Below are 26,439 nucleotides of genomic sequence, written 5' to 3'. Positions count from 1 at the left end.
CTGGCTTGGCGTTGCTGGCCGCAAGCGGCCCGGCAAAGATTATTGCAGCAAGGACATGACCATCGAGGACATGCTGTTGCTTTGTTTCAGCATCGCGGTGCCGGCTTGCAGCAGCATTTGCGACGAGGTCATGTTCGAGCTTTCGGTGGCGAAGTCAACGTCCATGATGCGGCCGGTAGCGGCCTTGGTGTTGGTGGCGATGTTCGACAGGTTGCTGTTGACGTGGTCGAGGCGGTTGGCTGCGGCGCCCAGGGAAGAGCGGATCGTGCCGACATTGTCGATGGCATTTTTCAGCAGGTCGATCGTGGCGTTTGCCGTGCCGGTCAGTTCCGTGCCGACGCCGGCGCTGGTTGCCTTGAAGTTGTTGGCGGACAGGCCTTTCAGCGCGCCGTCCAGCGTGACCATGCCTGCTTGCACGGTGAAGTCCATGGTTTCCGACTTGGCGGCGCCGATCTGGAAGGTCATCTTGGCTTCCGACAGGGTGCCCTTGCCGGTCGTGCCGTCGCCCAGCAGATTCTGGCCGCCGAACGTGGTATTGGTCATCACGTTGTACAGTTCCAGGCCCAGTGCGTCGTATTCGGCTTGCATGGCGGTCTTGTCGGCCGTGTTCGACGAAGCATCGGCAGCTTGCGTGGCCAGATCTTTCATGCGCACCAGCATGTTGGTGACTTCACCGAACGCGCCTTCAGCCGTTTGCAGCATCGAGGTGCTGTTTTGCGTGTTGCTCATGGCGACCGTCATGCCGCTGGTCTGTGCTTTCAGGCGGGTAGCGATCTGCAGGCCGGCAGCGTCGTCCATTGCCGAGTTGATGCGGTAGCCGGTCGACAGGCGGGTCATTGAGGTCGACAGTTGCGATTGGGTCTTGGCGATCGAGTTCTGTGCGGACAGCGATGCGTTGTTGGTGTGAAGGCTCAGCATTGTATTGCTCCTGGTAAGTGAATTCGTCGAGCGGCAGGTAATTTCTTGCCCTCACCCCTACAAGGCGACAGGGGAGCGTCTTTCATTAAATTCCACATGGAAATTTTTTATCTGGCGCGCCACCATGAAAAAAAGCCCCGGCAATCGCTTGCCGGGGCTTTCATGTGGCGCGAGGCGCCGGTGATTATTGCAGCAAGGACATGACCATCGAGGACATGCTGTTGCTTTGTTTCAGCATCGCGGTGCCGGCTTGCAGCAGCATTTGCGACGAGGTCATGTTCGAGCTTTCGGTGGCGAAGTCAACGTCCATGATGCGGCCGGTAGCGGCCTTGGTGTTGGTCGAGATGTTCGACAGGTTGCTGTTGACGTGGTCGAGGCGGTTGGCGGCGGCGCCCAGTGCCGAACGTACCACGCCGATGCTGTCGATGGCCGAAACCAGGCTGCCGATGGCGGCGTTGGCGCTGGCGGTCAGTTCGGTGCCCAGGCCGGCGGCGCCGAAGTTGGCGCTGGCCGAACCCAGTGCGGCGGTGACGCTGCCCATCGAGGTGGACAGGTTGATGCTCATCGTTTCCGACTTCGCGGCGCCGATCTGGAACGTCATGGCGCTGGCGATGGTGCCGCCGGTCAGCAGAGCTTGGCCGCCGAACGTGGTGTTTTTCATCACGTTGGACAATTCCAGGCCCAATGCGTCGTATTCGGCTTGCATGGCGTCCTTGTCGGACGTGTTCGACGAAGCATCGGCAGCTTGCGTGGCCAGGTCTTTCATGCGCACCAGCATGTTGGTGACTTCACCGAACGCGCCTTCAGCCGTTTGCAGCATCGAGGTGCTGTTTTGCGTGTTGCTCATGGCGACCGTCATGCCGCTGGTCTGTGCTTTCAGGCGGGTAGCGATCTGCAGGCCGGCAGCGTCGTCCATTGCCGAGTTGATGCGGTAGCCGGTCGACAGGCGGGTCATCGAGGTCGACAGTTGCGATTGCGTTTTGGCGATCGAGTTTTGTGCGGACAGCGATGCGTTGTTGGTGTGAAGGCTCAGCATTGTATTGCTCCTGGTAAGTGAATTCGTCGAGCGGCAGGTAATTTCTTGCCCTCACCCCTACAAGGCGACAGGGGAGCGTCTTTCATTAAATTCCACATGGAAATTTTTTATCTGGCGCGCGGCCATGAAAAAAAGCCCCGGCAATCGCTTGCCGGGGCTTTCATGTGGCGCGAGGCGCCGGTGATTATTGCAGCAAGGACATGACCATCGAGGACATGCTGTTGCTTTGTTTCAGCATCGCGGTGCCGGCTTGCAGCAGCATTTGCGACGAGGTCATGTTCGAGCTTTCGGTGGCGAAGTCAACGTCCATGATGCGGCCGGTAGCGGCCTTGGTGTTGGTCGAGATGTTCGACAGGTTGCTGTTGACGTGGTCGAGGCGGTTGGCGGCGGCGCCCAGTGCCGAACGTACCACGCCGATGCTGTCGATGGCCGAAACCAGGCTGCCGATGGCCGTGTTGGCCAGGGTTTTCAGTTCGGTGCCGCCGGCGGTGCCGGTGAAGTTGGCGGTGGCCGAACCCAGTGCGGTGGCGACGCTGCCCATCGAGGTGGACAGGTTGATGGTCATCGTTTCCGACTTCGCGGCGCCGATCTGGAACGTCATGGCGCTGGCGATGGTGCCGCCGGTCAGCAGAGCTTGGCCGCCGAACGTGGTGTTGTTCATCACGTTGGACAATTCCAGGCCCAGTGCGTCGTACTCGGCTTGCATGGCGTCCTTGTCGGCCGTGTTCGACGAAGCATCGGCAGCTTGCGTGGCCAGATCTTTCATGCGCACCAGCATGTTGGTGACTTCGCCGAACGCGCCTTCAGCCGTTTGCAGCATCGAGGTGCTGTTTTGCGTGTTGCTCATGGCGACCGTCATGCCGCTGGTCTGTGCTTTCAGGCGGGTGGCGATCTGCAGGCCGGCAGCGTCGTCCATTGCCGAGTTGATGCGGTAGCCGGTCGACAGGCGGGTCATCGAGGTCGACAGTTGCGATTGGGTCTTGGCGATCGAGTTTTGTGCGGACAGCGATGCGTTATTGGTGTGAAGGCTCAGCATTGTATTGCTCCTGTAGGATATATTCAGCGAGACGCGCTATTTTTCTGCTCTCACAAGCACAAGGCGGCTATTTCCGCTTATGTATTAAATGCTACATGGAAATATTTTTTATCTGGCCGCTGGCCTGCGCTGATTTTTTATTGCCATGGAAATTATGATTAAAAATATACTTTTAACTATTTTTCACGGCATCCCGCGCGCGCAATTGCTCTTCCGCAATTAACAGCCCCTGGTCGCGGCTGTTGATACGCTTCGCCGGTGTGCCCGCATAGATTCCCCACGCCGGCAGGGACTTGGTGACCAGGCTGAGCGCGCCCACGGCGACGCCTTCGCCAAGCTGCGCGCCGGGCAGCACCACGCTGCCCGAGCCGATGATGACGTGCCTGCCCAGGTGGACGGCGCCGCTCTTGCAGTTTGTAAATTCCGCCGGCACGGTGGGGTTGGTCATGCTCGCTCCGCTGTAGTCATCGGTCTTGCTGTACAGGCGCACGCCTTGCGACAAGCCGGCGTAGTCTTCCAGCGTGATGCCTGCGCCGCCGGAGAGAAAGCAGCCGCCGCCAATGTGAACGTAGCTGCCGATGCGGATATGGCCACCTGCCGCCACCAGCGTGCTGTAGCCATCGATGCGCACGTTGTTGCCGATGGCGATATTGTCGATGCCGATGATGACGCAGTTCCTGGCGATGCGCACGTTGTGGCCGAGGCTGCGAAACCCCGCGCCGTGCAAGTCTTCTTCGGTGTAATAGCCGGGATTGAAAAGTTCAGACATGGTCATCCTTGTGCGGGTGTGCGGCGCCGGCTTCCAGGTGGCGGCGCTTGCTTTCTGCCAGTTCGGCAATGATGCGCAGCGCCTCGCCGTCGTCGGCCGTCATGTTTTGCAGGAAATGCGCATTATTCTCGCGTATCCAGCTCAGCGGCAGTTCCCACCAGGCCAGCGCCAGCAGGGCTGCGCGCACTTCCTCGCTGAAGCGGAAGCGCAGCAGCCGCGCAGGCGTCCCGGCGTAAATGCCGTAGGGTTCGCTGCGGAAATTGGGCGGCACCAGCGTGCGCGCACCGATGACGCAGCCATTCTCGATGACCGCGCCGCCCAATATCATCGCCTCGTCGCCGATCCACACATCGTTCTTGATGACCGTATCGGCATATTGGGGAATCGGGCTGTTTTCCAGGCCCATGCCGCCCAATGCCAGAAGATACGTGGAAATGGTGCGCATGTCGTGCTGGCCGTTGAGGATGAAGCGCAGATTCGCGCCGCCGGAAACGTAGCGCCCGATTTGCAGGTGCTGCGCGGTCGAATCGTATTTGGCTTGCGAACCGATGCCGATGCCGGAACAGCGGCCGATGGTAAATTGCCCGAAGTCCGGCTCATTGCCCAGCCAGTTACGGAAAAAGCCATGCGGTATCAGGGTCTGGCCGCCGTCCTTGTAGGACAGCACGGTAAATTGTGCCGCCCAGCGATGGTCGTCGATGGTGCCGAAAAAGTCGGTGTCTGTGGAAATATTCATGGAGTCAGGTCGGCCTGTGCGTGACGCTCGACGATGGCGCAGATGGCATCGACCTGATCGAGACCCAGGCCGGGATAGATGGGCAGGCAGATGATTTGCCGCGATGCCTGCAGCGCGTTCGGCAGATTGCTGTGGGCGGCGGTCGGCATGCTGCGGTACATGGGGAAGTCGCTGATGAGCGGATAGAAATAGCGGCGCGCATAGATATTCTCGTCCCGCAGCAGCTGGAACAGTGCGTCGCGGCTGATGCCGTAGGCTTCCTTGACGAGTATGGGAAAGTAGGAATGGTTGGCCGATTCTTCCTCTCCCGCCGGCAGGCAGTCGATGCCGGCGATGGCCGCCAGCCGTTCCCGGTAGCGGCCATCGATGGCGCGGCGCTGCAGGCGAGCCGCGTCGATGCCCTTCAATTGCAGGAGGCCGAATGCGGCGTTGATCTCGCTCATCTTGCCGTTGATGCCGGGTGCCACCACCGTCACTTCGTCGACGAAGCCGAAATTTTTCAGATGGTCGATGCGTTGCTTGGTCTTGGCGTCGGGGCAGACGATCGCGCCCCCTTCAAAGGTATTGAAAATCTTGGTGGCGTGAAAACTCAGCACGGACAGGTCGCCGCAATTGAGCACGCTGCTGCCCTTGTGCCGCACGCCGAACGCATGCGCCGCGTCGTAGATGACTTTCAAGCCATAGTTGTCGGCGATCTTTTCGATGCGTTCCACGTCGCAGGGACGGCCATAGCAGTGCACCGGCATGATGGCGGTGGTGTGCGGCGTGATGGCTGCCTCGATCCTGGCGGGATCCATATTCAGGCTCAGCGGGTCGATATCGACAAAAATGGGCTTGATGCCATTCCACAGCAGCGAATGGGCGGTGGCGACGAAGGAATAGGGCGTGGTGATCACTTCGCCGGTGATGCGCAGCGCCTGCAGGGCCGTGATCAGCGCCAGCGTGCCATTGGTAAACAGGCAGATGTGCTTGACGCCCAGATAGTCGCACAGCGCCTGTTCCAGTTGCTGGTGGAACGGGCCGCCGTTGGTGAGGATCTTGTTTTCCCAGATTTCTTCCAGATACGGCAGGAAATCTTGCAAATCCGGCATGAGCGGCTGCGTGACGTAAATCGGCTTCTTGTCGCTCATGACTGCACCGCCTGCTTGCTGGCGTCGTCGGGCGCAATGGCGAACGATGCGGGCGGCAAGCCGCCGCACCAGCGCTGCCACATGGTGCGGAAAGCCTGTTCCATATTGTGGGCGATGGCCCGGGAGTCGGCCAGCGCCGACTCTTGCATGCGGTTGCGCAAGTCTGCGCGCAGGACGGCCAGTTGCATGATGTTGTTAGACAAGAATATTCCTTTCCGGACGAAATCGTCGTCGTCGGTCGCGATGAAAGCGTCGAGACCCACATGCTGCAAGATGCAGGCGCCGGCATGGCTCGGTACGCTTGTACCCTTGAGCGTCAGCGTGGGCACGCCCATCCACAGCGCGTGCAGCGTGGTGGTGCCGCCCGTGTACGGGAAGGTGTCGAGGCAAAGGTCGATTTGCTGGTGCAGGGCCAGATAGCCGCCCAGGTGGGTGCGGCCGTGGAAGGTCAGGCGGTCGGCGGCGATGCCTTCCTGCGCGAACCAGGCTTGCAAGGTGGCGATGTCGCTGTCCTTTTGCATGGCAGCCAGATGCATTTTCGCTTCGGGCAGGGCCCGCAGCAGCTTTGCCCAGCGGGCGATGACGCCTGGATTGAGCTTGCTGAGCCGATTGAAGCTGCCGAAGGTCAGGTAGCCGTTGCCCAGCGCGGGCGCGCGGACCAGTTCCGGGGAGTCCGACGATGGCAGGAAGGGCACGCTGGCGGGCAGCAGCACGACTTTTTCCGTGAAGTACTTTTCATCGACGTCGAATTGCGGGTCCGTCAGGTAGTAATCCATGGTTTTCAGGCCCGTTGTGCCGGGATAGGCGATCCAGCTGACCTGAATCGGCGCCAGTTTGCGGCCAAAGGCCGTCAGGCGGTTGAAGGCCGTATGGCTGGACAGGTCGACCAGGATATCGATGCCGTCTTCGCGGATCTTTTCCTGCAAGTTGCTGTCGCTCACCTCGATGATGTTTTGCCAATGCGGGAAATAGCCGCGCAGGCGCTGCGTGACGGCGTCTTCCAGCGTATTGTTGTAATAGGCATACAGGCTCAGGCCGGGGCTGGCGCTCAGGTGCGCGATCACGGGCACGACGAAATTGGACACCACGTGCGAATTGAAGTCGCCCGAGACAAAGCCGACCCTGATGCGCCGCGCGGGATCGTTGTCGTTGTGGAAAACTTGGCCTTCCGCTGTCCCGGCCGCAGACGGGCGGTCGAAGGCGTCGCCGAAGCGGCAATGTTCCTCAAACAGGCGTTGGGCGTCGATATCGATGCTATGGCTGAGGCAAAACAGCAGGCCGCTGTGGCTTTCCGGAATATGCGGCGCCACCGTCCGCGCGCGATAGCCGCTGGCGATGGCTTCCTCCAGGTGGCCTTCGGCATGGAGTAGCGAGCACAGGTTGATTTCCGCCGCTGCGTAGTCGGGCTTGATTTCCAGGGCGCGCTGGAACGCGGCCAGCGCTTCCTTGCTTTTGCCCATGGTGCGCATGACATTACCTAAATGAAAGTGCAATTCTTCATCATCTGGTTCGGATTCCATGGCCGTGTTGAGGCACGTCAATACATCCTGATACTGTTTCAGCGCCAGGTAGGCGGCGACCAGATTGTTCCGTGCCGCCCGGTAATCGGGTTTGATCTGCAGCGCGCGCTGGAAGCTGCGCACGGCGTCCTGCACATTTTTGTTTTCGTGCAGCGCCTGGCCGAGCCGGTTGTGCGCTTCGGCGTCGTCGGGCAATGCAAGGGTGGCGGCGCGGAAACTGTCGGCAGCGGCGCCAAACTGTTTCTGGCGCAGCAGCGCATTGCCCAGGTTAAATGCCGCCAGCGCGTAGTCCGGCTTCAAGGCAAGGGCGCGGCGGTAGCTCGCCACGGCCTCGTCCAGCCGGTTTTCCGCCTGGAGCAGGTTGCCCAGGTTGCAGTGCGCCTCGGCGAACGCCGGCTCGATTTCCAGCGCCCGCAGGTAGCAGTCGCGGGCTGCATCGAGTTTTCCGGCCGTTTGCCAGGCATTGCCCAGGTGGCCATGCGCCTGCGCATCGTGCGGCGTCAGTTCCACCGTCCGCTGCAGCGTGGCGAGGGCATCCTTGCCTTGCAGTTGCAGGGCCGTGCCCAGCACGCTCCAGCCGAACGGCGAGTCGGGATAGCTTGCCAGCAATTGCCGGCAGGCCGCTTCCATCTGCGCATGCTGGCCTGCCTGGTACAGCTGTACGATGTGGTCCATTTCCGGCTGCGACGGCGACAGGGCCGCCAGCGCGACGGCTTCCTGCGCCTGCCGGCGCAGCGCTTGCGAAGCATCATTGTCCAGTCCGCGGGCGATGGCGGTGTCGACGATGTCGAGCGCTTCGTCGGGCTGTCCCGCCTGCAGCAATCCCTGCGCATAGGACAGCCAGAACTGGCCTTCGTCCGGGGCGACGGACAGCGCCTTGCGCAAATACGGCAGGCCGGCCACGTGCTGGCCTACTTGTCCGGCCAGCAAGCCCAGGTTGTGGTTGGCGATGGCATGGTAGGGATGGGCCTGCAGGATCGACAGGTAAATCTCTTCCGCCTCGGCAAAACGCCCTGCCTGGTGTTCAGCGATGGCTTGCTGTAATTCGGTGTCGGGGGAGACTGCGGGAGGGAGGGTCGGGTGCATGGGCTGAGGCTGGCAGAAATGTTTAGCAACGGGAATTGTAACTGGTGACAGTGCCCGTGAGAAACTTTCCGAGGGGAATTTGTTGACGCACGCCGCGCGAATGCGCACTTGCTGTTGCAGTTGGTCCAAAGTGCGGGCAATTCTGGTCCTTCCGACAAAAAAACAGCGCACTGCCGGACGGGAGTGCGCTGTTCTGGCCGATTGTCAGCCGCTGCTGCGGAGCCTTGCGATTACATATTCGGATAGTTCGGCCCGCCGCCGCCTTCCGGTGTCACCCACACGATGTTTTGCGTTGGATCCTTGATGTCGCAGGTTTTACAGTGCACGCAGTTCTGCGCATTGATCTGCAGGCGTTCGGCGCCGTCGTCGTTCTTCACGAACTCGTACACGCCGGCGGGACAGTAACGGGCTTCCGGACCCGCATACGTGGCCAGGTTGACGTCGACAGGCACGCTGGCGTTCTTCAGCGTCAGGTGGATCGGCTGGTCTTCCGCGTGGTTCGTGTTCGAAATGAACACGGACGACATCTTGTCGAAGGTCAGCTTGCCATCCGGTTTCGGATACACGATCTTCTTCGACTGGGCGGCCGGTTTCAGGCATTCGTGGTCGCCATGCGAGTGGTGCAGGGTCCACGGCGCCTTGCCGCGGAAGATCAGCTGGTCGATGCCCGTCATCAGGCTGCCCAGGTACAGGCCTTTCGACAGCCATGGCTTGACGTTGCGCGCCACGTGCAGCTCTTCATGCAGCCAGGATTGTTCGAAGGCGACAGGGTAGCTCGTCAGTTCGTCGTGCTGGCGCTGTTCGCCCAGCGCGCCGAAGGCCGCGTCCGCCGCCAGCATGCCGCTCTTGATGGCCGCGTGGCTGCCCTTGATGCGGCTCATGTTCAGGAAGCCCGCATCGCAGCCGATCAGCGCGCCGCCGGCAAACACCAGTTTCGGCAACGATTGCAGGCCGCCGGCCGCAATCGCCCGCGCGCCGTACGAGATGCGCTTGCCGCCTTCGAAGAACTTGCGGATTTCCGGATGCGTCTTGTAGCGCTGGAATTCCTCGTATGGTGACAGGTACGGGTTTTCGTAGTTCAAGCCGACCACATACCCCACCATGACCTGGTTGTTTTCCAGGTGGTACAGGAAGGAACCGCCGTAGGTTTTCGTGTCCAGCGGCCAGCCGCTCGAGTGGATCACCAGGCCCGGCTTGTGCTGGGCGGGGTCGATTTCCCACAATTCCTTGATGCCGATGCCGTAGGACTGCGGGTCCTTGCCGGCATTCAAGTCATACTTGGCCATCAATTGCTTGCCCAGGTGGCCGCGCGCGCCTTCGGCGAACAGGGTGTACTTGGCGTGCAATTCCATGCCCAGCTGGAAGTCGGGGCCCGGCTCGCCGTCGCGCTTGACGCCCATGTTGCCGGTCGCCACGCCTTTGACGGAACCGTCGTCGTTGTAGAGGATTTCCGCGGCAGGGAAGCCGGGGAAGATTTCCACGCCCAGGTTTTCCGCCTGCTGGCCCATCCAGCGCACCACATTGCCCAGCGAGACGATGTAGTTGCCGTGGTTTTCAAAGCAGGCCGGCACGGCGAAGCCCGGCGTCTTATACGCTTTCGTTTCGGTCAGGAACAGGATGCGGTCTTCCGTCACTTCCGTGTTCAGGGGCGCGCCCAGTTCTTTCCAGTTCGGAATCAGTTCGGTCAACGCTTTCGGGTCCATGATGGCGCCCGACAGGATATGCGCGCCCAGTTCGCCGCCTTTTTCCAGCACGCAGACGGACACTTCCTGGCTCTTTTCAGCGGCCAGCTGCTTCAGGCGGATCGCCGCGGCCAAGCCTGCGGGGCCACCGCCGACGATCACCACATCATACTCCATGGTTTCGCGCGGTCCGTACTGTTCAACTAAGTTATTAGGCTGTGTCATGGTCTCGATTTATAGTCACTCAATTAGGTAGCAAGGATAGGGAATAAAGCATCATCGGGGAAATTTAAGCACGAGTGTGCTTGTTTTTGACGAGGATTGCAACTTTGGCGCCATTTTGCGTGACATTGCCCCTCGCCGCAATCTAAATCCGGCCATTTTGTGTAATGATGGCGTTTACCTTTGCTCAAGTGCGACGCAGGGTATTTTGCCCCTGCGCCATCGGCACGGCGTAAAGTGTTATCTAAAATAAAACAGGAGTAGCTCGTGGGCATAGAAGTCAATTTCGAGGGCAAGATTGCCCTGATTACCGGCGCATCGAGCGGCCTCGGCGCGCGCTTTGCGAAAGTGCTGGCCCAGGCCGGCGCGCAGGTCGTGCTGGCGTCGCGCCGCACCGAACGCCTGAAGGAATTGCGCGCCGAAATCGAAGCCGATGGCGGCGCCGCGCACGTGGTGTCGCTCGACGTGACCGACTTCGCCAGCATCAAGTCGGCCATCGCGCACGCGGAAACGGAAGCGGGCCCCATCGATATTCTCGTCAACAATTCCGGTGTCTCCACCACGCAACGCCTGGTCGACGTCACGCCCGAGGATTACTCGTTCGTGATGGATACCAACCTGCGCGGATCGTTCTTCGTGGCCCAGCAAACGGCCAAGCGCATGATCGCGCGCGCCAAGGGCGACCCGAAGAAGCAGCACCGCATCATCAATATCGCCTCGATGGCGGGCTTGCAGGTGCTGCCGCAGATCGGCGTGTACTGCATGAGCAAGGCGGGCATGGTGCACATGACGCGCGCCATGGCGGTGGAGTGGGGCAAGTACGGCATCAACACGAACGCCATCTGTCCCGGCTACATTTCCACGGAAATCAACGAAGATTACTTTGCCACTGAACAGGGCAAGAAATTGATCGAAATGCTGCCGAATAAACGTCCGGGCAAGCCGGAAGACCTCGACGGCCTGCTGCTGCTGCTGGCGGGCGAGGATTCGCATTTCATCAACGGCGCCATCATTTCCGCCGATGGCGGCATGAGCACCTTTTAACGCCATAAAACCTGCTGCGCGTTGCGCTTCTCGGCCACCAATCGCTGCCGCTCGCGACGGTTTTACTTGGCGTTAAACGATAGTCACCATGGCTGCAGCCCTAGCGCTGCAGCTGCAGTCCCACCAGCTTGTGCACCAGCTCGGACGACGTGGAGGCGGCGAACTTGCGCATCAGCTTGGCGCGGTGCATTTCCACCGTGCGGGGGCTGAGGTCGATCTGGCGGGCGATGACCTTGCTGGTCTTGCCTTCCACCAGCAGGGCGGCGATTTCGCGCTCGCGCGGCGTCAGTTCCGCCGTCACGGGACGTTTTTCGCTGACATCCTCGAACGTCCAGATGCCCGGCCCCAGCGGTTCCTGCGGCAGCATGGCGTGGCCCGTGACGTGGCACCAGAACAATTCTCCATTACTGCGGCGCATGATGCGTTCGTCCGAATAGCGGCCCTTGGCGTTCATGATGGGGATGATGCGGTCACCCGTGCGCAGGAATTCGTCGTGCGTGGGGTAGAGTACTTCGAACGACTGGTCGTCCAGCTGGGTGCGCGCATAGCCGAACATGGCCGCCAGCGCTTCGTTGCAACTGCGCATGATGCGGTTTTCCGACATGCACATGCCCACGGGCGCGTGCAGGAAGATACTTTCATAATCGATGGCTGACGCGGCGTTCATCTGATACGTATCACTCTCACAGGGGGATTGCCGGCACGGTGCCGGTAGTTCTACGGTATTGTACTTTCCACTCGCGTATTTTATGCTGAGTCGCTGCCTGAGTCATGGACTCAAGACCAAAGCTTAACAAAAGATAGAGGGACACCCATGAATAAAGTTTATCCTGACGCCGCCTCGGCGCTGGCCGGTATCGTCCAAGATGGCCAGACCATCGCCGTTGGCGGCTTCGGCCTGTGCGGCATACCTGAAGCCCTGATCGGCGCCTTGCGCGATTCGGGCGTGACGGGCCTGACGGCCATTTCGAATAACGCCGGCGTCGACGGTTTCGGCCTGGGCCAGCTGCTGACCACGCGCCAGATCAAGAAAATGATCGCCTCCTATGTGGGCGAAAACAAGGAATTCGCGCGCCAGTACCTGGCCGGCGAACTGGAACTGGAATTCACGCCGCAAGGCACCCTGGCCGAGAAGCTGCGCGCCGGCGGCGCCGGCATTCCCGCCTTCTTCACCAAGACGGGCGTGGGCACCATCGTCGCCGACGGCAAGGAGCTGCGCGAATTCGACGGCGAACAATACGTAATGGAGCGTAGCCTCGTGGCCGACGTGTCGCTGGTGAAAGCCTACATGGCCGACCGCGCGGGCAATTTGGTCTACCGCAAGACGGCGCGCAATTTCAACCCGAACGTGGCCATGGCGGGCAAGATCACCATCGTCGAAGTGGAAAAACTGGTCGAAGTGGGCGAGATCGACCCGGACCAGGTGCATACTCCCAGCATCTTCGTGCACCGCATCGTGGTCAACGCGAACCCGGAAAAACGCATCGAGCAGCGCACCGTGCGCACTGACTAATAAATAGAAGATTTACGCATGGCAAAACCGTAGCGAGCGGCAGTGATTTGTGGCTAAGAAGCGCAACCGTACTTTAGTACGGTGAGCATCGCAGGCCGCAAAGCGCGCCGCACAGTAGGTTTGGACAGGCGTTCCACGAAAATTGAGGGAGATGATAATGGCTTGGACACGTGATGAAATGGCCGCACGCGCGGCAAAGGAATTGCAGGATGGATTTTATGTGAACCTGGGCATCGGCTTGCCGACCCTGGTGGCGAACTATGTGCCGGAAAATATCGAAGTGTTCCTGCAGTCGGAAAACGGGTTATTGGGCATCGGCCCGTTTCCCACGGACGAGGAAGTCGATGCCGACCTGATCAATGCCGGCAAGCAGACGGTGACGGCCTTGCCGGGCGCCGCCTACTTCAGCTCGGCTGACTCGTTCGGCATGATCCGCGGCGGCAAGATCAACCTGGCCATTCTGGGCGCCATGCAAGTGTCGGAAAAGGGCGACCTGGCGAACTGGATGATCCCAGGCAAGATGGTCAAGGGCATGGGCGGCGCGATGGACCTCGTCGCCGGCGTCAAGCGCGTCGTCGTGCTGATGGAACACGTGGCCACGGCCAAGGATGGCACGACGTCGCACAAGCTGCTGAAACAGTGCGACTTGCCGCTGACGGGCGTGGGCGTGGTCGACGTCATCATCAGCGACCTGGGCGTGATCGACGTGACGGAAAACGGCCTGAAGCTGGTGGAACTGGCGCCGGGCGTGACCAAGGAGCAGGTACAGGCGGCCACGGGCGCTGAACTGGACGTTTCCGCCGTATAAAACGGATCGTCGAAGGCAATGAAAGGGCGGACAGCGATGTCCGCCCTTTTTTTTATGCGCCTGCCTTGCCGCGCAAGCCGTCCAGGCTGTAGGCGCCGGCGCCTGCCACTGCGAAATACAGGAAGGTGAAGCAATACATGACGGCCATTTCGCCGCCGTTCAGGATCGGCAGGAAGCCGGCAGGCGCATGCGCCATGAAGTAGGCGGCCGCCATCTGGCCCGACAGGATGAAGGCGACGGGGCGCGTGAACAGGCCCACCAGCAGCAAGCTGCCGCCGACGAGCTCGATGACGCCGGCCGCGCCCATCACGGACAACAGTTGCAAGCCGTCGAACATGGCCACGTGCGGCGCGCCGAACAGTTTGGCCGTGCCGTGTTGCAGGAAGAGGAAGCCGAGGATGATGCGCAGCAGGCCCAGCAGGCGTGGGTTCCAGGTGGCGTAGAAGGCGGGCGAGAGGGACATGACGTACTCCATTCAAAGGTGAGGATGGTTCGGTGTCAGGCTTGCATTAACGCAATGTCATTATGCGGGAACCAGGTGGCGAACAGGTGACAGTACTGTAATAGTTTTTCATTCATTGATCATCCAATGAAATATTGATGCATGATTTACTGTTTGTTGATCATGCTGGCAAAAGCCTGCGCGCATGAAAAAAGCCCCGCAGATCGCTCTGCGGGGCTTTTCAATGAAGCGTACGGCTTACTTGACGATATTCACGGTCGGGGCGACATAGGCGTCGTCGGTCGGGTGGGTTGGATGGGCCAGCTCGCTATGCAGCTTGTCCATGTCCAGTTCTTTTTCCCATTTCGACACGACGATGGTGGCCACGCCGTTGCCGACGAAATTGGTCAGCGCGCGGCATTCGCTCATGAAGCGGTCGATGCCCAGGATCAGCGCCATGCCGGCCACGGGAATCGTCGGCACCACGGCCAGGGTGGCGGCCAGGGTGATGAAGCCGGCGCCCGTGATGCCGGACGCGCCTTTCGAGGTCAGCATCGCCACGCCCAGGATGGTCAGTTCCTGCCAGATGGTCAGTTCCGTGTTGGTAGCTTGCGCCACGAACAGGGCAGCCATGGTCATGTAGATATTGGTGCCGTCCAGGTTGAACGAGTAGCCGGTAGGCACGACCAGGCCGACGACTGGCTTGGAGCAACCGAGGCGCTCGAGTTTTTTCATCAGGGCCGGCAGGGCCGATTCCGACGAGCTGGTACCGAGCACGATCAGCAGTTCTTCCTTGATGTACAACAAGAAGCGGCCGATGGAGAAGCCCGTGTATTTGGCGATCAGGCCCAGCACGACGAAGACGAACAGGAAGCAGGTCAGGTAGAAGGAACCCATCAGTTTCGCCAGCGGGATCAGCGAAGCCAGGCCGTATTTACCGATGGTAAAGGCCATCGCGCCGAACGCGCCGATGGGAGCGACTTTCATGATGATGTTGACCATGCCGAAGATGGCATGCGACAGCTCGTCGATCAGCTTGGTGACCGGACGGCCGCGCTCGCCCAGCAGGGACAGCGAAAAGCCGAACAGGATGGCGATCAGCAGCACTTGCAGGATGTCGCCCTTGGCGAAGGCGTCGACGAAGGTCTTCGGGATGATATTCATCAGGAAGTCGACGGTGCTCATGCCTTCGGCGTGCGTGTATTGCGCGATCGACTTGGCGTCCAGGTGGGCCGGATCGGCGTTGAAGCCGGCGCCCGGTTTGAGGATGTTAGCAACCAGCAAGCCGATGGCCAGCGCGAAGGTGGAAACCACTTCGAAGTACAGCAGCGCCTTGCCGCCCACGCGGCCGATTTTCTTCACATCCTGCATGCCGGCGATGCCGGAGACCACGGTACAGAAGATCACCGGGGCGATGATCATCTTGATCAGTTTGATAAAGCCGTCGCCCAGCGGTTTCATGTCGACAGCGTTCGTTGGGTAGAACACCCCCAGCAGCACGCCAGCCACGATGGCGAACAGCACCTGTACGTACAGGATTTTATAGAATGGTTTTTTCACGAGTGGTCTCCTCTTGCGGGTTGATGCTGCGATCATCCGCCCATTGCCAGGCAGGCTCAATTGTGGATAACCGCAGATATGCACTTTCGCTATATCGGGTATTGCGCCATGGCGGACGTGCTGCGCTGCAGCATTTCAGGCGCGCGCTTGGAGCATTGCCCGCGCTGCGCTACACTGCCGTAGCGTCGCGCGCGGGACACCCCATGGCTGGCAGGAAGCGGTGCTCTTTTTATATCGAATAAGGAAATCGCATGATCGAAGCGAGCATCAAGTCAGTGCAATGTATCTCCCCCGCAGGCTTGCACACCATGTCGTATAAAGAGTGGGGCGCGGCGGACAATCCGAACGTGCTCGTCTGCGCCCATGGCGTGACGCGTGTGGCGGACGACTTCGACAACCTGGCGCGCGCCATGGCCAGCGATTACCGCGTGATCTGCCCCGACGTGGTGGGACGCGGGCGCTCGGGCTGGCTGGCCAACCCGCAGTTTTACCGCGTGCCGCAGTATGTGAGCGACATGGTGACCCTGCTGGCGCGCGTGCTGGCCAATGGCGAGCGCCAGACGGTGGACTGGTTCGGCACCTCGATGGGCGGCTTGATCGGCCTGGGCCTGGCATCGTTGCCGGACAGCCCGATCAGCAAGCTGGTCTTGAACGATATCGGCCCGACACTGGCGCCGGAAGCCTTGCAGCGCATCGGCGACTACATCGGCCAGGATCTGCGTTTCGAGACATTCGAGCAAGGCGCCAGGTTCGTGCGCGACGTGTCCGCCAGCTTCGGCCCGCACACGGACGCGGAATGGCATAAACTGGCGGTGGATGTGTTGCGCCAGGATAAGGATGGCCACTGGCGCCGCCACTATGATATGGGACTGGCCATGCCGTTCCGCTCGGCCACGCCGGAATCGGCGGCCAGCGACGAAGCCATGCTGTGGGCCGCGTATGATGCCGTGCGCTGCCCCACCTTGCTGGTGCGCGGCTCGGAATCCGATCTGCTGTCGCACGAGACGGCCACGCTCATGCTGGGCCGTGGCCCGAAGGCGGAGCTGGTGGAAATCGCCGGCGTTGGCCATGCGCCCACGTTCGTGCACGACGACCAGATCGCCATCGCCCGCAAGTTTTTGCTGGGCAAGTAATGCTGGGCAAGTAATACCGCTGTACAGATTTTGAAACAACCGAAAGAAGAAGCATGGAAATTACACGACTGCACGTAGGCAAACGCCTCTCCGAAGTAGCCATACACAACAACACCATCTACCTGGCTGGCCAGATCGCGGAAGACACCACGCAAGGCATCGTCGGCCAGACGCGCGAAGTGCTCGGTCACGTCGACCGTCTGCTGATGGAAGCGGGCAGCGACAAGACTTGCATCCTGTCGTGCCAGATCTACATCGCCGACATGAAAGATTTTCCCGGCATGAATGAAGTGTGGGATGACTGGGTGGCTTCCGGCCACACGCCGCCGCGCGCCACGGTGGAAGCGAAGCTGGCCAATCCGGCTTGCCTGGTGGAAATCGTCATCATCGCTGCAGAGCGTTAAGTTATTCAGTTGTTGAGTTATTAAGTTTAAAGGTATTACATGGTTTCCATCTCGGCCCCGAATAGCGTCACCTCGGAACAACTGGTAGAGGGCTTGAGTGCGCCGGACAGCGCGCGCGTGCTGGACGCGCTCGCGTATGCCACCGAAGCGTATGGCGACAAGCTGACCTTTGCCGGCCGCTCCGCGCTGGAGTTCGCCCTCGGCGTGGCCACCACGCTCGCTTTCCTGCGCAGCGATGCGGAAACGCGCATCGCCGGCCTGATGTTCGAGCTGACCCTGCTGGAACCCGACACGGCGGCCGATATCGAACCGCGCTTCGGCAAGCAGGTGTGCGACCTGGCAACAGGCGTGCGCCAGCTGATCCGTTTGCGCGCGCTGACCCAGGCGCAGCACGGCAGCGCTGGCGGGCGCGGCAAGAATGCGGCGCAGCAAGCCGTGGCCCAGGTGGAAACCCTGCGCAAGATGTTGCTGGCGATGGCGTCCGACATGCGCGTCGTGCTGGTGCGCCTGGCTTCGTGCGTGACGACCTTGCGTTACTTTGCCGAGTTGAAATTGTTCAATGAAATGACGCGCGAGTATGGCAAGGAAACCCTGGATCTGTACGCGCCGCTGGCCAACCGCCTCGGTATCTGGCAGCTGAAGTGGGAACTGGAAGATTTGTCGTTCCGCTTCATCGAGCCGGAAGCGTATAAACGCATCGCCAAGATGCTGGAAGAAAAGCGCATGATGCGCGAGGGTTTTGTTTCCTCGGCGATTCTGCGCCTGCAGACGGAGCTGGCCTCGGCCGGTATCCAGGCGGAAGTGTTTGGCCGCCCGAAACACATTTACAGCATCTGGAACAAGATGCGCGGCAAGGAGCTGGACTTTACGGCCCTGTACGACGTGCGCGCCTTCCGCGTCATCGTTGCCGACGTGAAAACCTGCTACACGGTGCTGGGCGTGGTCCACAATATCTGGACCCCCATCCCGAAAGAATTCGACGATTACATTTCGCGGCCGAAACCCAACGGTTATCAGTCGCTGCACACGGTGGTGACGGCCGAGGATGGCCGTCCGCTGGAAGTGCAAATCCGCACGAATGAAATGCACAGCTTTGCCGAGTACGGCGTGGCCGCGCACTGGCGCTACAAGGAAGAGGGCGGTTCGAACTTTGCCGGCCAGAAATACGACGAAAAGATCGCCTGGCTGCGCCAGTTGCTGGCGTGGAAAACGGAAGTAGCCGACGCCGTCGTGGGCCAGGAAGAAATCCAGCGCGAATGGGTGGAAAAGCTGAAATCGGCCACCCTGGACGACCGCATCTTCGTCATGACGCCGCAGGCGCGGGTGCTGGAATTGCCCGTGGGCGCCACGCCCGTCGATTTTGCGTATCACTTGCATACGGACGTGGGCCACCGCTGCCGCGGCGCCAAGGTCGACGGCATCATGGTGCCCTTGAATACGCAATTGAAGAACGGCCAGACCTGCGAAATCATCACGGCCAAGGGCGCGCCGGGCACGGCGGGGCCGTCGCGCGACTGGCTCAGCGCCGGCTACGCCGTCAGCACGCGCACGCGCTCGAAGATCCGCGCCTGGTTCCACGCCATCGACATGCAGGAAACCCTGGCCCACGGCCGCGCGCTGGTGGAAAAGTCCTTGCAGCGCGAAGGCAAGACGGCCGTCAACCTCGAAGCGTTGGCGCAAAAGCTGGGCTTTGCGAAAGTCGACGAACTGTTCCTGTCGGTGGGCAAGGATGAATTCAGCCTGCGCCATGTGGAGCAGGCGCTGCACGACAATGGCGAAGTGGTGGTGCCAGAAGACGCCGTGCTGGTCGGCAAAAGCCGCGCGTCCAGCGTGGAGCAGGGCGCCAAGTCCGGCGTGCTGGTGGTGGGGACCGAGGGCTTGATGACGGTGCTGGCCAAGTGCTGCAAGCCGGCGCCGCCGGACAGCATCGTCGGTTTCGTGACGCGCGGCAAGGGCGTCTCGATTCACCGCGCCACGTGCAAGAACTTCGAGGAAATGCGCGCCAAATCGCCCGAGCGCGTGATCTTCACGGAATGGGGCAGCACGGGCGGGCACGACACCGTGTATCCGGTCGACATTTTCATCCTGGCCGGCGACCGCCAGGGCTTGCTGCGCGACATCTCCGAAATCTTTTCGCGCGAAAAGATCAACGTGATCGGCGTCAACACCCAAAGCGCCAAGGGCCAGGCCCGCATGACGTTTACGGCCGAGATCAGTTCGACGGCGCAGTTATTAAAAGCGCTGAATGTGATCAAGGACGTCAGTGGCGTGCTGGAAGCAAGAAGAAGTTAATTTATCTGTGGGAATCCGGCCCGGATTCCCACGTCTCCCTGTCAATGCGTCTTGTCGCTCGCATGCAGCCCCGCCATCGTGGCCGTCTCCGGCTGCAAAGTAATGTGGTCGATGCCATGCTTACTCAATAACATTTTCTTGATCGCGCGCAATACCTTCGGCCAATGGTCGAGGTGCTCGATTTCCACGTGGCCGATCAGGGCCGGCTGGCCCGGCGACATGTCCCACACGTGCAAGTCGTGCACGGCAATCACGCCGTCCACTTCTTCCACGTCCGCACCCACCTGGATGTAGTCGATATGCATGGGCACGCCTTCCATCAGGAAATGGTAGGACTCGCGCAGCACGCCGAATGTCGACTTTAAAATCAGCAGCGACACCAGCACGGAGAGCAGCGGGTCGATCTGCATCCAGCCCGTGAAGTAAATCACGGCGCCGGCGACGATGGCGGCGACCGAGCCCAGCAAATCGCCCATCACGTGCACGAGGGCGGCGCGCGTGTTCACGCTTTGCTTGTCTTTCGATAATACCCACGCCACCACCACGTTGATCGCCAGGCCGATGAAGGCGACGATGAAGACCATGCCGCCCTTCACGGGTTGCGGGGAGGAAAAGCGCAGCGCCGCTTCGTAGCAGATCCAGCCCACCACGCACAGCATGGCCAGGCCGTTTACGAAGGCGGCCAGCGCCTCGGCGCGGCCAAAGCCGAACGAGTGGCGCGGCGAAGGAGGGCGGCGCGCGATCAGTTGCGCCAGCAGTGCCAGGCCCAGCGCGGCCGCGTCCGTGACCATGTGGCCCGCGTCGGAAATCAGGGCCAGCGAATTGGACTGGAAGCCGGCCGCCACTTCGATGCCGGCAAATGACAGGGTCAGCCCCAGCGCCCACGCGAGGATACTTTGGCTGCGCCCCTCGAACGAGTGGGTGTGCTTGGCGTCGCCCTTCAGGTGGGCGTGCAAATGGGTGGCGTCGTGTTCGGTGTGCGTCGGCTGCATGGAATGCTTTGTGGAATGATGTTGCCGCCAGTGTAATTGAAAAGCAACAATATAGTCGGCACGAAAAAAAACCTGCAAGCCCGGAGGACTGCAGGTTTTTGATGGAACAGGCAATTTTATTGCGCCGCCGTCTCGCCAAACTTCCCTTCACGGAAATCCTGTACGGCCTGGAACACTTCTGCCTGGGTATTCATGACAAACGGGCCATATTGCGCGATCGGTTCGTTCAAGGGCTGGCCGGCGACGAGGATCACGCGGCCGCCTTGCGGCGCTTCGATGCGCACGCAGTCGGATCCTGGCGTGTTGGCGAAAATCGCCATGCGCAGGGCGGGCACGGCCTTGCCATCGACTTGCACTTCGCCACGGAAGGTGTACAGGAAGGCATTATGGCCTGGCGGCAAGGGCTGCTCGAAGCTGGCGCCGGCCGGCAAGTCGATGTCGAGGTACAGCGGTTCCGTCAGCTCGCGCTGCACGGCGCCCGTCACGCCATGGCTGGCGCCGGCGATCACTTGCACGGTCACGCCCGCGTCCGTCGTGTAGCGGGGGATTTCGCTGCTGTCGAAGTCGCGGTACCACGGCGTGCGCATCTTGTCGCGCGCGGGCAGGTTCAGCCACAGCTGAAAACCTTCCATCACGCCTTCTTCCTGTTCCGGCATTTCCGAGTGGATCACGCCGCTGCCGGCCGTCATCCATTGCACGCCGCCCGAGGTCAGCAAGCCTTCGTGGCCCGCGCTGTCCTTGTGGCGCATGCGTCCCGTGATCATGTACGACACGGTTTCGAAGCCGCGGTGCGGATGCTCGGGGAAGCCGGCGATATAGTCGTTCGGCTTGTCGCTGGCAAAGTTGTCGAGCATCAAGAACGGGTCGAGGCGGCGCTGCAGCTGCTGCGTCAGCACGCGGTTGATCTTCACGCCGGCGCCATCCATGACGGCCTGGCCGGCGATCACGCGCTCGACGGCGCGTGGTTTGTTGATGGTGGTGGTATCGCTCATTGTTCTCTCCTCTAGGCCAGGACGGCGCCAGTGCGCCGCCCCTTTCACTGCTGGGGATTACACCAGGATCGCGTTGATCTCGGCGTCCGCCTGGGCTTGCGCCTTGGCCACGGCTTCCGGGCCCATGCCCATGCCTTCCGAATACACGTATTGCACGTCGGTCAGGCCCAGGAAGCCGAACATGGTGTTCAGGTAAGGCACCTGGCTATCGTTGGCGCTGTCGCGGTGCAAGCCGCCGCGGGACAGGCCCACGTAGACTTTCTTGCCGGTCAGCAAGCCCACGGGGCCGTTTTCCGTGTACTTGAAGGTGACGTTGGCGCGGGCAATCGCGTCGAACCAGCTTTTCAGTTGCACGGTGATGCCGAAGTTGTACATGGGCGCGCCGATGACGATCACGTCAGCCGCTTGCACTTGCGCAATCAGCGCGTCGTCCAGGGCGATGCGGGCCGCCTGCTCCGGCGTACGCTTGTCCGCTGGCGTGAACAGCGCTTGCAGGGTCGGCTCGTCGAGCACGGGGTGCGGTGCGGCAGCCAAGTCGCGGCGCACCAGGGCGGCGCCTGGGTTGGCCGCTTGTACGCGGGTAACGATGGCGTCAGCCAGGCGGGTCGAGGCGGAACCGGTGCTGCGGGCGCTGGAATTGATTTGCAGGATGTTCATCTTGTTTCTCCGTTGTGAGGTGTCTTGCGATGGATGAACTATAGCAATTCCAAAATTGATGCGGAAGCCGTTAAAATGGATAACATTAATCCACTAGTGGAACAATTGAACGTAAAGGTCAGTGATGGATATCGATCCCGGAGATTTGCTGCTGTTCGCCCGCGTCGTCGAATGCGGTAGTTTCTCGCGCGCCGCCGTGCGCGTGGACTTGCCCAAGTCGACCCTGTCGCGGCGCATCTCGCTGCTGGAAGCGAAATTGGGCGAACGGCTGCTGCTGCGCACCACGCGCAAGCTGGCGCTGACGGAATTCGGCGCCAGCCTGCTCGAGCATGCGCGCAAGGTGGTGGAGGAAACGGAGGCGGCCGGCGCGCTGGCCCAGCACCGCCAGGCAGGCCCCAGCGGCTTGCTGCGCATTTCCATGCCGGCCGATTTTGGCGACACGCTGATGCGCCAGGTGCTGGCCGAGTTCGTGCGCCGCTATCCGGCCATTTCGCTGGAACTGGACTTGTCGGCGCGTCGCGTGGATTTGCTGGAAGAGAACTTCGACCTGGCCATCCGCATGGGCAACTTGCCCGACGATGCCAGCCTGGCCGCGCGCCGCGTGGCCTTCAGCACCCTGGCGCTGTATGCCTCGCCGCAATACACGAGCGTGCACGGCTTGCCCGAGCATCCCGACGATCTGTATGGCCACGATTTGCTCAGTTTGCCACGGTCCGTGCATGGCCTCGTGCACTGGACTTTGATCCGCGGCAAGACGACGTGGGAGCGGGACTTGCCCGTGCGCCTGCTGGCGAACTCGCCGGAATTGCTGGTGCGCATGGCGTGCACGGGCGTGGGCATCGCGGCCAGCACGGACCGTTTTGCCAAGGCGTATGTGGCGACGGGGGAATTGGTGCGGGTCTTGCCGGAATGGAGTTTTCCGCTCGTCACGGGCTGGGCCGTGTTTCCCGGCCGGCGCTTGATGCCGGCCAAGACGCGCGCATTTCTGGACTTGATGGAGGAAATGTACCGAACCGACGCGCCCGTCTAGGCGCGCGTCTTGTTGCCTTACTTGGGCAGCTTGCCCATGACTTCGCCCAGCTGCACGGGGCCGGCCGGTTGCCAGCTGGCATTGAAATCGACCGTGTTTTTCGGGAACAGCATGACGACGGTGGAACCGAGCAGGAAGCGGCCCAGCTCGTCGCCTTGTTTCAGCACGACATTGTCGTTCGCATAGCTCCAGTCGCGAATTTCACCCGTGCGGGGCGGGTTGACGACGCCGTGCCAGACGGTGGCCATGCTGCCGACGATGGTGGCGCCCACCAGGGTCATGACGAAGGGGCCGTTGGCCGTGTCGAACACGCAGACGACGCGCTCGTTGCGGGCGAACAGGCCGGGAATGCCGCGCGCCGTCGTCGGGTTGACGGAAAACAGTTCACCGGGAACATAAATCATGCGCGTCAAGCGGCCATCGCAGGGCATGTGGATGCGGTGGTAGTCGCGCGGGCTCAGGTACAGATTGGCAAAGCTGCCGTGTTCGAACTGGGCCGCCAGGGCCGCATCGCCGCCGACCAGGGCCGTCGTGCTGAAATGGTGGCCCTTGGCCTGGAAGATCTGGTCCTTGTCGATCGTGCCGAACTGGCTGATGCGGCCATCGACGGGGCAGACGTAGTCCGCTTGCGCCAGCGGACGCGCGTCCGGGCGCAGCGCGCGCGTGAAAAAGTCGTTGAAGCTTGCGTAGTGCGTGATGTCCGGGTCCAGCGCCTCATCCATGTTGACGTTGTAGCGGCCGACGAACCAGCGGATCAGGCGCGTCGTCATGGCGCCGCCCTTGGCACCGGCGATCCGGCCGGCAAAATTGGTCAACGCTCCCTTGGGCAGCAGATATTGAGGCAAAACGGCAAGACGGTCAGACACGATGGGAAGCCTTTGACGGGGTGATGGGAACAATGATGAAAACGCATTATAGCGGCGATGTGGCGCGCAATGATATGTACCGTATGCAAGGGGGCGTAGCGCAGCCGGTTACCGAATTTAATTTGCCATAGGAAATATTTTCAGGAAACTGTGCCACGCGGAAAAAATTACAGCACAATACAGCGGCCTGTTTTTTAGCTTTTAGCCATTTTTATTCAGCCAACTTTTTTAGCCAGGTCATGATGCCACGCCGTTGCCTTCGCCTTACCGTCCTTTGTTCCTCCGTGTTACTTGCCTGGAATGCCCAGGCCCAGCAATCCGAAACGCCAGCCGCGGATGCCGCCGCTGCGCCGCTGAAGGCCGAGAAGGCCGAAAAATCCGCCGCTCCCGCCATGCAGACCGTCGAAGTGAAGGGCAGCGGCTACGATCCGCGCCGCGACGATACGGCCAGCAAGATGATCGTGGGCAGCGAGGAAATCCTCAAGTATGGCGACACGAATGTCACCGACGTGCTCAAGCGCCTGCCCGGCATTACCGTGTCCGGCGCGGCCGGACGCTCGGGCGGCGAAATCCGCATGCGGGGCCTGGGCAGCGGCTATACGCAGATATTGCTCAATGGCGAGCGGGCGCCGGCCGGTTTTTCGCTCGACACCCTGTCGCCCGACGTGATCGAACGCATCGAGATCTTGCATGCGGCCAGCGCCGAATACAGCACGCAGTCGATCGCCGGCACCATCAACGTGGTGCTGAAAAAGGCCGTCAAGACGGCGCAGCGCGACGTCAAGCTGGGCGTGGGGGGCGGGCGCGATGCGTTTTCCAGCAACGGCAACCTGCAATTGTCGGACAAGGATGGCATTTTTTCCTATTCGCTGGCGGCCTCCTTTTATCGCTACGATTATCACTATGAAAACCCGGCACGGGACCTGGGCTATGCGCCGGAAGGCCAGCAAAATCTGCTGCGCAGCAGCAAAGGCACGGGCGATGGCCGTTCGGAAGGCATCAATATGTCGCCGCGCCTGAACTGGGCTTTTGCCGGCGGCGACAATCTGACGGCGCAATTTTTCCTGAATGTGGGACGCAACGAAAGCCGTACGCACAGCCGTACCGACACGCTCATGGGCTTGCGGCCGGACTACGATACGAATGACAGCGACGGCGGCAACCATTATGTCTTTGGCCGTACGGATCTGACCTGGGTGCGCAAGCTCGATGGCGGCGCCAGGCTGGAGCTGGGACTGCGCGTAGGCCTGAGCAATAATTCCTCCGATAACCATCCGCTCGGCCATATCGATGGCGTGGGACTGGCGCTGGACCGTAGCGCGCGCGTGGATGCGTCGGAAAAGAGCGTGTCGTCCACCGGCAAGTATTCTTCGCCGCTCATCCCGGGCCATGCCTTGTCGATGGGCTGGGATGGCAGCTACGGTAAGCGGGACGAAGAGCGCTGGCAGCGTGAGCTGGCCTTGCCGGGCGGGCGCCCTCCATTCAACGTCGATGAAGACTTCAATGCCGACATCAAGCGCCTGGCGCTGTATGCGCAGGACGAGTGGGAAATCACGCCGCGCTGGTCCATGTATGCGGGCGTGCGCTGGGAAGGCATCGATACGCGCAGTATCGGCAATACGTATGACGAGGTACAGCAGCGCAGCAGCGTCTGGAGCCCGCTGCTGCAAACCTTGTGGAAATTGCCTGATACCAAGGGTGACCAGGTGCGCCTGGCCTTGACGCGCACCTACAAGGCGCCGGCCACCTCCAGCCTGATTCCGCGCCGTATGATGTCGACGAACAATAGCCAGACCGAGCCTGACCGCGAAGGCAATCCGAACCTGAAGCCGGAACTGGCGCTGGGCATCGACGCTTCCTACGAACATTACTGGGCCGAAGGTGCCTTGCTCAGCGCGCGCGCCTCGGCCCGCCGCATCGATGGCTACACGCGCCAGGGTTTGTTATATATCAATGAGCGCTGGGTATCGACGCCCGTCAACGACGGCCGCGCGAATACGCAGACACTGGAACTGGAAGCGAAGTTCCCGCTGCGCGCCGTGCTGGCCGCGCCCGTGCCGGCCATCGACTTGCGCGCCAGCGTCAGCCGCAACTGGTCGCAGGTGGAGCACGTGCCGGGACCGGACAACCGGCTCGACCAGCAAACCCCCGTCAGCGGCAACGTTGGCCTCGACTACAAGACGCCCGATGGCATGCTCACCACGGGCGGCAGTTTCAATTTCCGCAATGGCGGCCCCGTGCGCATCACGGAGCGTCAGAGCGCCTACACGTCGCCGCGGCGCGATCTCGACATTTATGCGCTGTGGAAATTCGATGCGAAGAACCAGTTGCGCCTGGCCGTGTCGAATTTGCTGGCGCAGGATTTTGAAAGCACCACCACGTATGCGGACGCCAGCGGCACGATCGTGCGCAATAACATTTCGCCGAGTTCGCCGCAGGCGCGCGCGACCATGGAAATGAAGTTCTGATGGCGATGTTTTAGTCGTGAAACCCCGGCCGGCATCCCCGCTGGCCTATAATCTCGGCAATTGCGCGCACGGCCCGTCCGTGCACGCCACCTTTTCCTTTGCC

The 26,439-nt window shown here is 61.2% G+C and carries 23 protein-coding genes; 8 read left to right on the top strand and 15 right to left on the bottom strand.

Going from position 1 to position 26,439, the window contains the following annotated elements; genetic code table 11:
* Window positions 1-39: 39 nt before the first annotated feature.
* The 8 genes from O3298_RS15800 to O3298_RS15765 all read right to left on the bottom strand — a co-directional run bounded on the left by O3298_RS15800 (window position 40) and on the right by O3298_RS15765 (window position 10,138).
* Window positions 40-918, bottom strand: coding sequence for a flagellin (locus O3298_RS15800; protein ID WP_077403203.1), 879 nt, complete (start codon window positions 916-918; stop codon window positions 40-42).
* A gap of 184 nt (window positions 919-1,102) precedes the next feature.
* Window positions 1,103-1,954, bottom strand: coding sequence for a flagellin (locus O3298_RS15795; protein WP_099664378.1), 852 nt, complete (start codon window positions 1,952-1,954; stop codon window positions 1,103-1,105).
* Window positions 1,955-2,138: 184 nt separating this feature from the next.
* Window positions 2,139-2,990, bottom strand: a complete 852-nt coding sequence (locus O3298_RS15790) for a flagellin (protein WP_099664377.1) — start codon at window positions 2,988-2,990, stop codon at window positions 2,139-2,141.
* A gap of 172 nt (window positions 2,991-3,162) precedes the next feature.
* Entirely contained in the window at window positions 3,163-3,759 is a 597-nt protein-coding gene (locus O3298_RS15785) for an acyltransferase (RefSeq protein ID WP_305051622.1), read from the bottom strand.
* Complete coding sequence (locus O3298_RS15780) at window positions 3,752-4,495, bottom strand: CatB-related O-acetyltransferase (RefSeq protein ID WP_305059958.1); 744 nt, start codon at window positions 4,493-4,495, stop codon at window positions 3,752-3,754. The genes O3298_RS15785 and O3298_RS15780 overlap by 8 nt, the downstream gene beginning before the upstream one ends.
* Window positions 4,492-5,625 carry a DegT/DnrJ/EryC1/StrS aminotransferase family protein gene (locus tag O3298_RS15775; protein ID WP_289915595.1) on the bottom strand — a complete coding sequence of 378 codons (1,134 nt, stop codon included), beginning with the start codon at window positions 5,623-5,625 and terminating at the stop codon, window positions 4,492-4,494. Before O3298_RS15775 ends, O3298_RS15780 begins: the two co-directional genes overlap by 4 nt.
* Window positions 5,622-8,231, bottom strand: coding sequence for a tetratricopeptide repeat protein (locus O3298_RS15770; RefSeq protein WP_305059957.1), 2,610 nt, complete (start codon window positions 8,229-8,231; stop codon window positions 5,622-5,624). Before O3298_RS15770 ends, O3298_RS15775 begins: the two co-directional genes overlap by 4 nt.
* 230 nt (window positions 8,232-8,461) lie before the next feature.
* Window positions 8,462-10,138: an electron transfer flavoprotein-ubiquinone oxidoreductase gene (locus O3298_RS15765; RefSeq protein WP_174718100.1), complete on the bottom strand. Its 1,677-nt coding sequence runs from the start codon at window positions 10,136-10,138 to the stop codon at window positions 8,462-8,464.
* Between the two features lie 264 nt (window positions 10,139-10,402).
* On the opposite strand from O3298_RS15765, the gene O3298_RS15760 reads away from it, so the two are divergent.
* Complete coding sequence (locus tag O3298_RS15760) at window positions 10,403-11,179, top strand: SDR family oxidoreductase (protein WP_034752351.1); 777 nt, start codon at window positions 10,403-10,405, stop codon at window positions 11,177-11,179.
* Between the two features lie 100 nt (window positions 11,180-11,279).
* Here O3298_RS15760 and O3298_RS15755 read toward each other — a convergent pair whose 3' ends face one another.
* Window positions 11,280-11,846, bottom strand: a complete 567-nt coding sequence (locus tag O3298_RS15755) for a LuxR C-terminal-related transcriptional regulator (protein ID WP_305059956.1) — start codon at window positions 11,844-11,846, stop codon at window positions 11,280-11,282.
* 147 nt (window positions 11,847-11,993) lie between these two features.
* Here O3298_RS15755 and O3298_RS15750 point away from each other — a divergent pair, with 147 nt between their 5' ends.
* Window positions 11,994-12,692, top strand: coding sequence for a CoA transferase subunit A (locus O3298_RS15750; RefSeq protein WP_099664372.1), 699 nt, complete (start codon window positions 11,994-11,996; stop codon window positions 12,690-12,692).
* A 157-nt stretch (window positions 12,693-12,849) separates the two neighbouring features.
* Complete coding sequence (locus O3298_RS15745) at window positions 12,850-13,500, top strand: CoA transferase subunit B (RefSeq protein WP_251349161.1); 651 nt, start codon at window positions 12,850-12,852, stop codon at window positions 13,498-13,500.
* Window positions 13,501-13,552: 52 nt separating this feature from the next.
* Here O3298_RS15745 and O3298_RS15740 read toward each other — a convergent pair whose 3' ends face one another.
* Together O3298_RS15740 and O3298_RS15735 are read right to left on the bottom strand one after the other, a co-directional pair.
* Window positions 13,553-13,963 carry a DoxX family protein gene (locus tag O3298_RS15740; protein WP_077409084.1) on the bottom strand — a complete coding sequence of 137 codons (411 nt, stop codon included), beginning with the start codon at window positions 13,961-13,963 and terminating at the stop codon, window positions 13,553-13,555.
* A 237-nt stretch (window positions 13,964-14,200) separates the two neighbouring features.
* The gene (locus tag O3298_RS15735) at window positions 14,201-15,538 is read right to left on the bottom strand and encodes a dicarboxylate/amino acid:cation symporter (protein ID WP_289905371.1); all 1,338 of its coding nucleotides are present in this window, start codon (window positions 15,536-15,538) and stop codon (window positions 14,201-14,203) included.
* Window positions 15,539-15,753: 215 nt separating this feature from the next.
* Between O3298_RS15735 and O3298_RS15730 the strand changes: the two genes are divergently transcribed.
* Genes O3298_RS15730 through O3298_RS15720 form a run of 3 tightly spaced genes read left to right on the top strand, consistent with a single transcriptional unit; the run spans window position 15,754 to window position 19,331 of the window.
* Window positions 15,754-16,635: an alpha/beta fold hydrolase gene (locus tag O3298_RS15730; protein ID WP_077403235.1), complete on the top strand. Its 882-nt coding sequence runs from the start codon at window positions 15,754-15,756 to the stop codon at window positions 16,633-16,635.
* 53 nt (window positions 16,636-16,688) lie between these two features.
* Entirely contained in the window at window positions 16,689-17,039 is a 351-nt protein-coding gene (locus tag O3298_RS15725; protein WP_034784210.1) for a RidA family protein, read from the top strand.
* Between the two features lie 39 nt (window positions 17,040-17,078).
* Complete coding sequence (locus tag O3298_RS15720; protein ID WP_099664369.1) at window positions 17,079-19,331, top strand: bifunctional (p)ppGpp synthetase/guanosine-3',5'-bis(diphosphate) 3'-pyrophosphohydrolase; 2,253 nt, start codon at window positions 17,079-17,081, stop codon at window positions 19,329-19,331.
* 41 nt (window positions 19,332-19,372) lie between these two features.
* On the opposite strand, the gene O3298_RS15715 is transcribed toward O3298_RS15720, so the two are convergent.
* The 3 genes from O3298_RS15715 to O3298_RS15705 form a co-directional block, all read right to left on the bottom strand.
* Window positions 19,373-20,323 (bottom strand): cation diffusion facilitator family transporter, encoded by a 951-nt coding sequence (locus tag O3298_RS15715; protein WP_305059955.1) that lies wholly within the window; start codon window positions 20,321-20,323, stop codon window positions 19,373-19,375.
* A 116-nt stretch (window positions 20,324-20,439) separates the two neighbouring features.
* On the bottom strand, window positions 20,440-21,315 hold the full coding sequence (locus tag O3298_RS15710) for a pirin family protein (RefSeq protein ID WP_305055162.1): 876 nt from the start codon (window positions 21,313-21,315) through the stop codon (window positions 20,440-20,442).
* Between the two features lie 57 nt (window positions 21,316-21,372).
* Window positions 21,373-21,972 (bottom strand): FMN-dependent NADH-azoreductase, encoded by a 600-nt coding sequence (locus O3298_RS15705; RefSeq protein WP_099664366.1) that lies wholly within the window; start codon window positions 21,970-21,972, stop codon window positions 21,373-21,375.
* 124 nt (window positions 21,973-22,096) lie between these two features.
* Here O3298_RS15705 and O3298_RS15700 point away from each other — a divergent pair, with 124 nt between their 5' ends.
* On the top strand, window positions 22,097-23,002 hold the full coding sequence (locus O3298_RS15700) for a LysR family transcriptional regulator (RefSeq protein ID WP_099664365.1): 906 nt from the start codon (window positions 22,097-22,099) through the stop codon (window positions 23,000-23,002).
* A gap of 17 nt (window positions 23,003-23,019) precedes the next feature.
* On the opposite strand, the gene asd is transcribed toward O3298_RS15700, so the two are convergent.
* Window positions 23,020-23,868, bottom strand: a complete 849-nt coding sequence (gene asd, locus O3298_RS15695; protein WP_251349155.1) for an archaetidylserine decarboxylase — start codon at window positions 23,866-23,868, stop codon at window positions 23,020-23,022.
* A gap of 284 nt (window positions 23,869-24,152) precedes the next feature.
* Here asd and O3298_RS15690 point away from each other — a divergent pair, with 284 nt between their 5' ends.
* The gene (locus O3298_RS15690; RefSeq protein ID WP_305059954.1) at window positions 24,153-26,336 is read left to right on the top strand and encodes a TonB-dependent siderophore receptor; all 2,184 of its coding nucleotides are present in this window, start codon (window positions 24,153-24,155) and stop codon (window positions 26,334-26,336) included.
* Window positions 26,337-26,439 lie beyond the last annotated feature (103 nt).

The sequence above is a fragment of the Janthinobacterium sp. SUN137 genome, from assembly GCF_030587265.1.
GTDB classification, from domain to species: domain Bacteria; phylum Pseudomonadota; class Gammaproteobacteria; order Burkholderiales; family Burkholderiaceae_D; genus Janthinobacterium; species Janthinobacterium kumbetense.
Note: the sequence above shows the minus strand (reverse complement) of the source record. Positions and strands in the feature narration are given on the sequence as shown.

Coding starts and splice junctions, on each gene's coding strand:
- O3298_RS15775 (WP_289915595.1), bottom strand. CDS start 5,625: ATGAGCGACAAGAAGCCGATTTACGTCACGCAGCCGCTCATGCCGGAT.
- O3298_RS15735 (WP_289905371.1), bottom strand. CDS start 15,538: ATGATCGCAGCATCAACCCGCAAGAGGAGACCACTCGTGAAAAAACCA.
- O3298_RS15700 (WP_099664365.1), top strand. CDS start 22,097: ATGGATATCGATCCCGGAGATTTGCTGCTGTTCGCCCGCGTCGTCGAA.
- O3298_RS15725 (WP_034784210.1), top strand. CDS start 16,689: ATGGAAATTACACGACTGCACGTAGGCAAACGCCTCTCCGAAGTAGCC.
- O3298_RS15730 (WP_077403235.1), top strand. CDS start 15,754: ATGATCGAAGCGAGCATCAAGTCAGTGCAATGTATCTCCCCCGCAGGC.
- O3298_RS15755 (WP_305059956.1), bottom strand. CDS start 11,846: ATGAACGCCGCGTCAGCCATCGATTATGAAAGTATCTTCCTGCACGCG.
- O3298_RS15765 (WP_174718100.1), bottom strand. CDS start 10,138: ATGACACAGCCTAATAACTTAGTTGAACAGTACGGACCGCGCGAAACC.
- O3298_RS15800 (WP_077403203.1), bottom strand. CDS start 918: ATGCTGAGCCTTCACACCAACAACGCATCGCTGTCCGCACAGAACTCG.
- O3298_RS15745 (WP_251349161.1), top strand. CDS start 12,850: ATGGCTTGGACACGTGATGAAATGGCCGCACGCGCGGCAAAGGAATTG.
- O3298_RS15780 (WP_305059958.1), bottom strand. CDS start 4,495: ATGAATATTTCCACAGACACCGACTTTTTCGGCACCATCGACGACCAT.
- O3298_RS15720 (WP_099664369.1), top strand. CDS start 17,079: ATGGTTTCCATCTCGGCCCCGAATAGCGTCACCTCGGAACAACTGGTA.
- O3298_RS15740 (WP_077409084.1), bottom strand. CDS start 13,963: ATGTCCCTCTCGCCCGCCTTCTACGCCACCTGGAACCCACGCCTGCTG.
- O3298_RS15770 (WP_305059957.1), bottom strand. CDS start 8,231: ATGCACCCGACCCTCCCTCCCGCAGTCTCCCCCGACACCGAATTACAG.
- O3298_RS15715 (WP_305059955.1), bottom strand. CDS start 20,323: ATGCAGCCGACGCACACCGAACACGACGCCACCCATTTGCACGCCCAC.
- O3298_RS15705 (WP_099664366.1), bottom strand. CDS start 21,972: ATGAACATCCTGCAAATCAATTCCAGCGCCCGCAGCACCGGTTCCGCC.
- O3298_RS15710 (WP_305055162.1), bottom strand. CDS start 21,315: ATGAGCGATACCACCACCATCAACAAACCACGCGCCGTCGAGCGCGTG.
- O3298_RS15790 (WP_099664377.1), bottom strand. CDS start 2,990: ATGCTGAGCCTTCACACCAATAACGCATCGCTGTCCGCACAAAACTCG.
- O3298_RS15795 (WP_099664378.1), bottom strand. CDS start 1,954: ATGCTGAGCCTTCACACCAACAACGCATCGCTGTCCGCACAAAACTCG.
- O3298_RS15750 (WP_099664372.1), top strand. CDS start 11,994: ATGAATAAAGTTTATCCTGACGCCGCCTCGGCGCTGGCCGGTATCGTC.
- O3298_RS15785 (WP_305051622.1), bottom strand. CDS start 3,759: ATGTCTGAACTTTTCAATCCCGGCTATTACACCGAAGAAGACTTGCAC.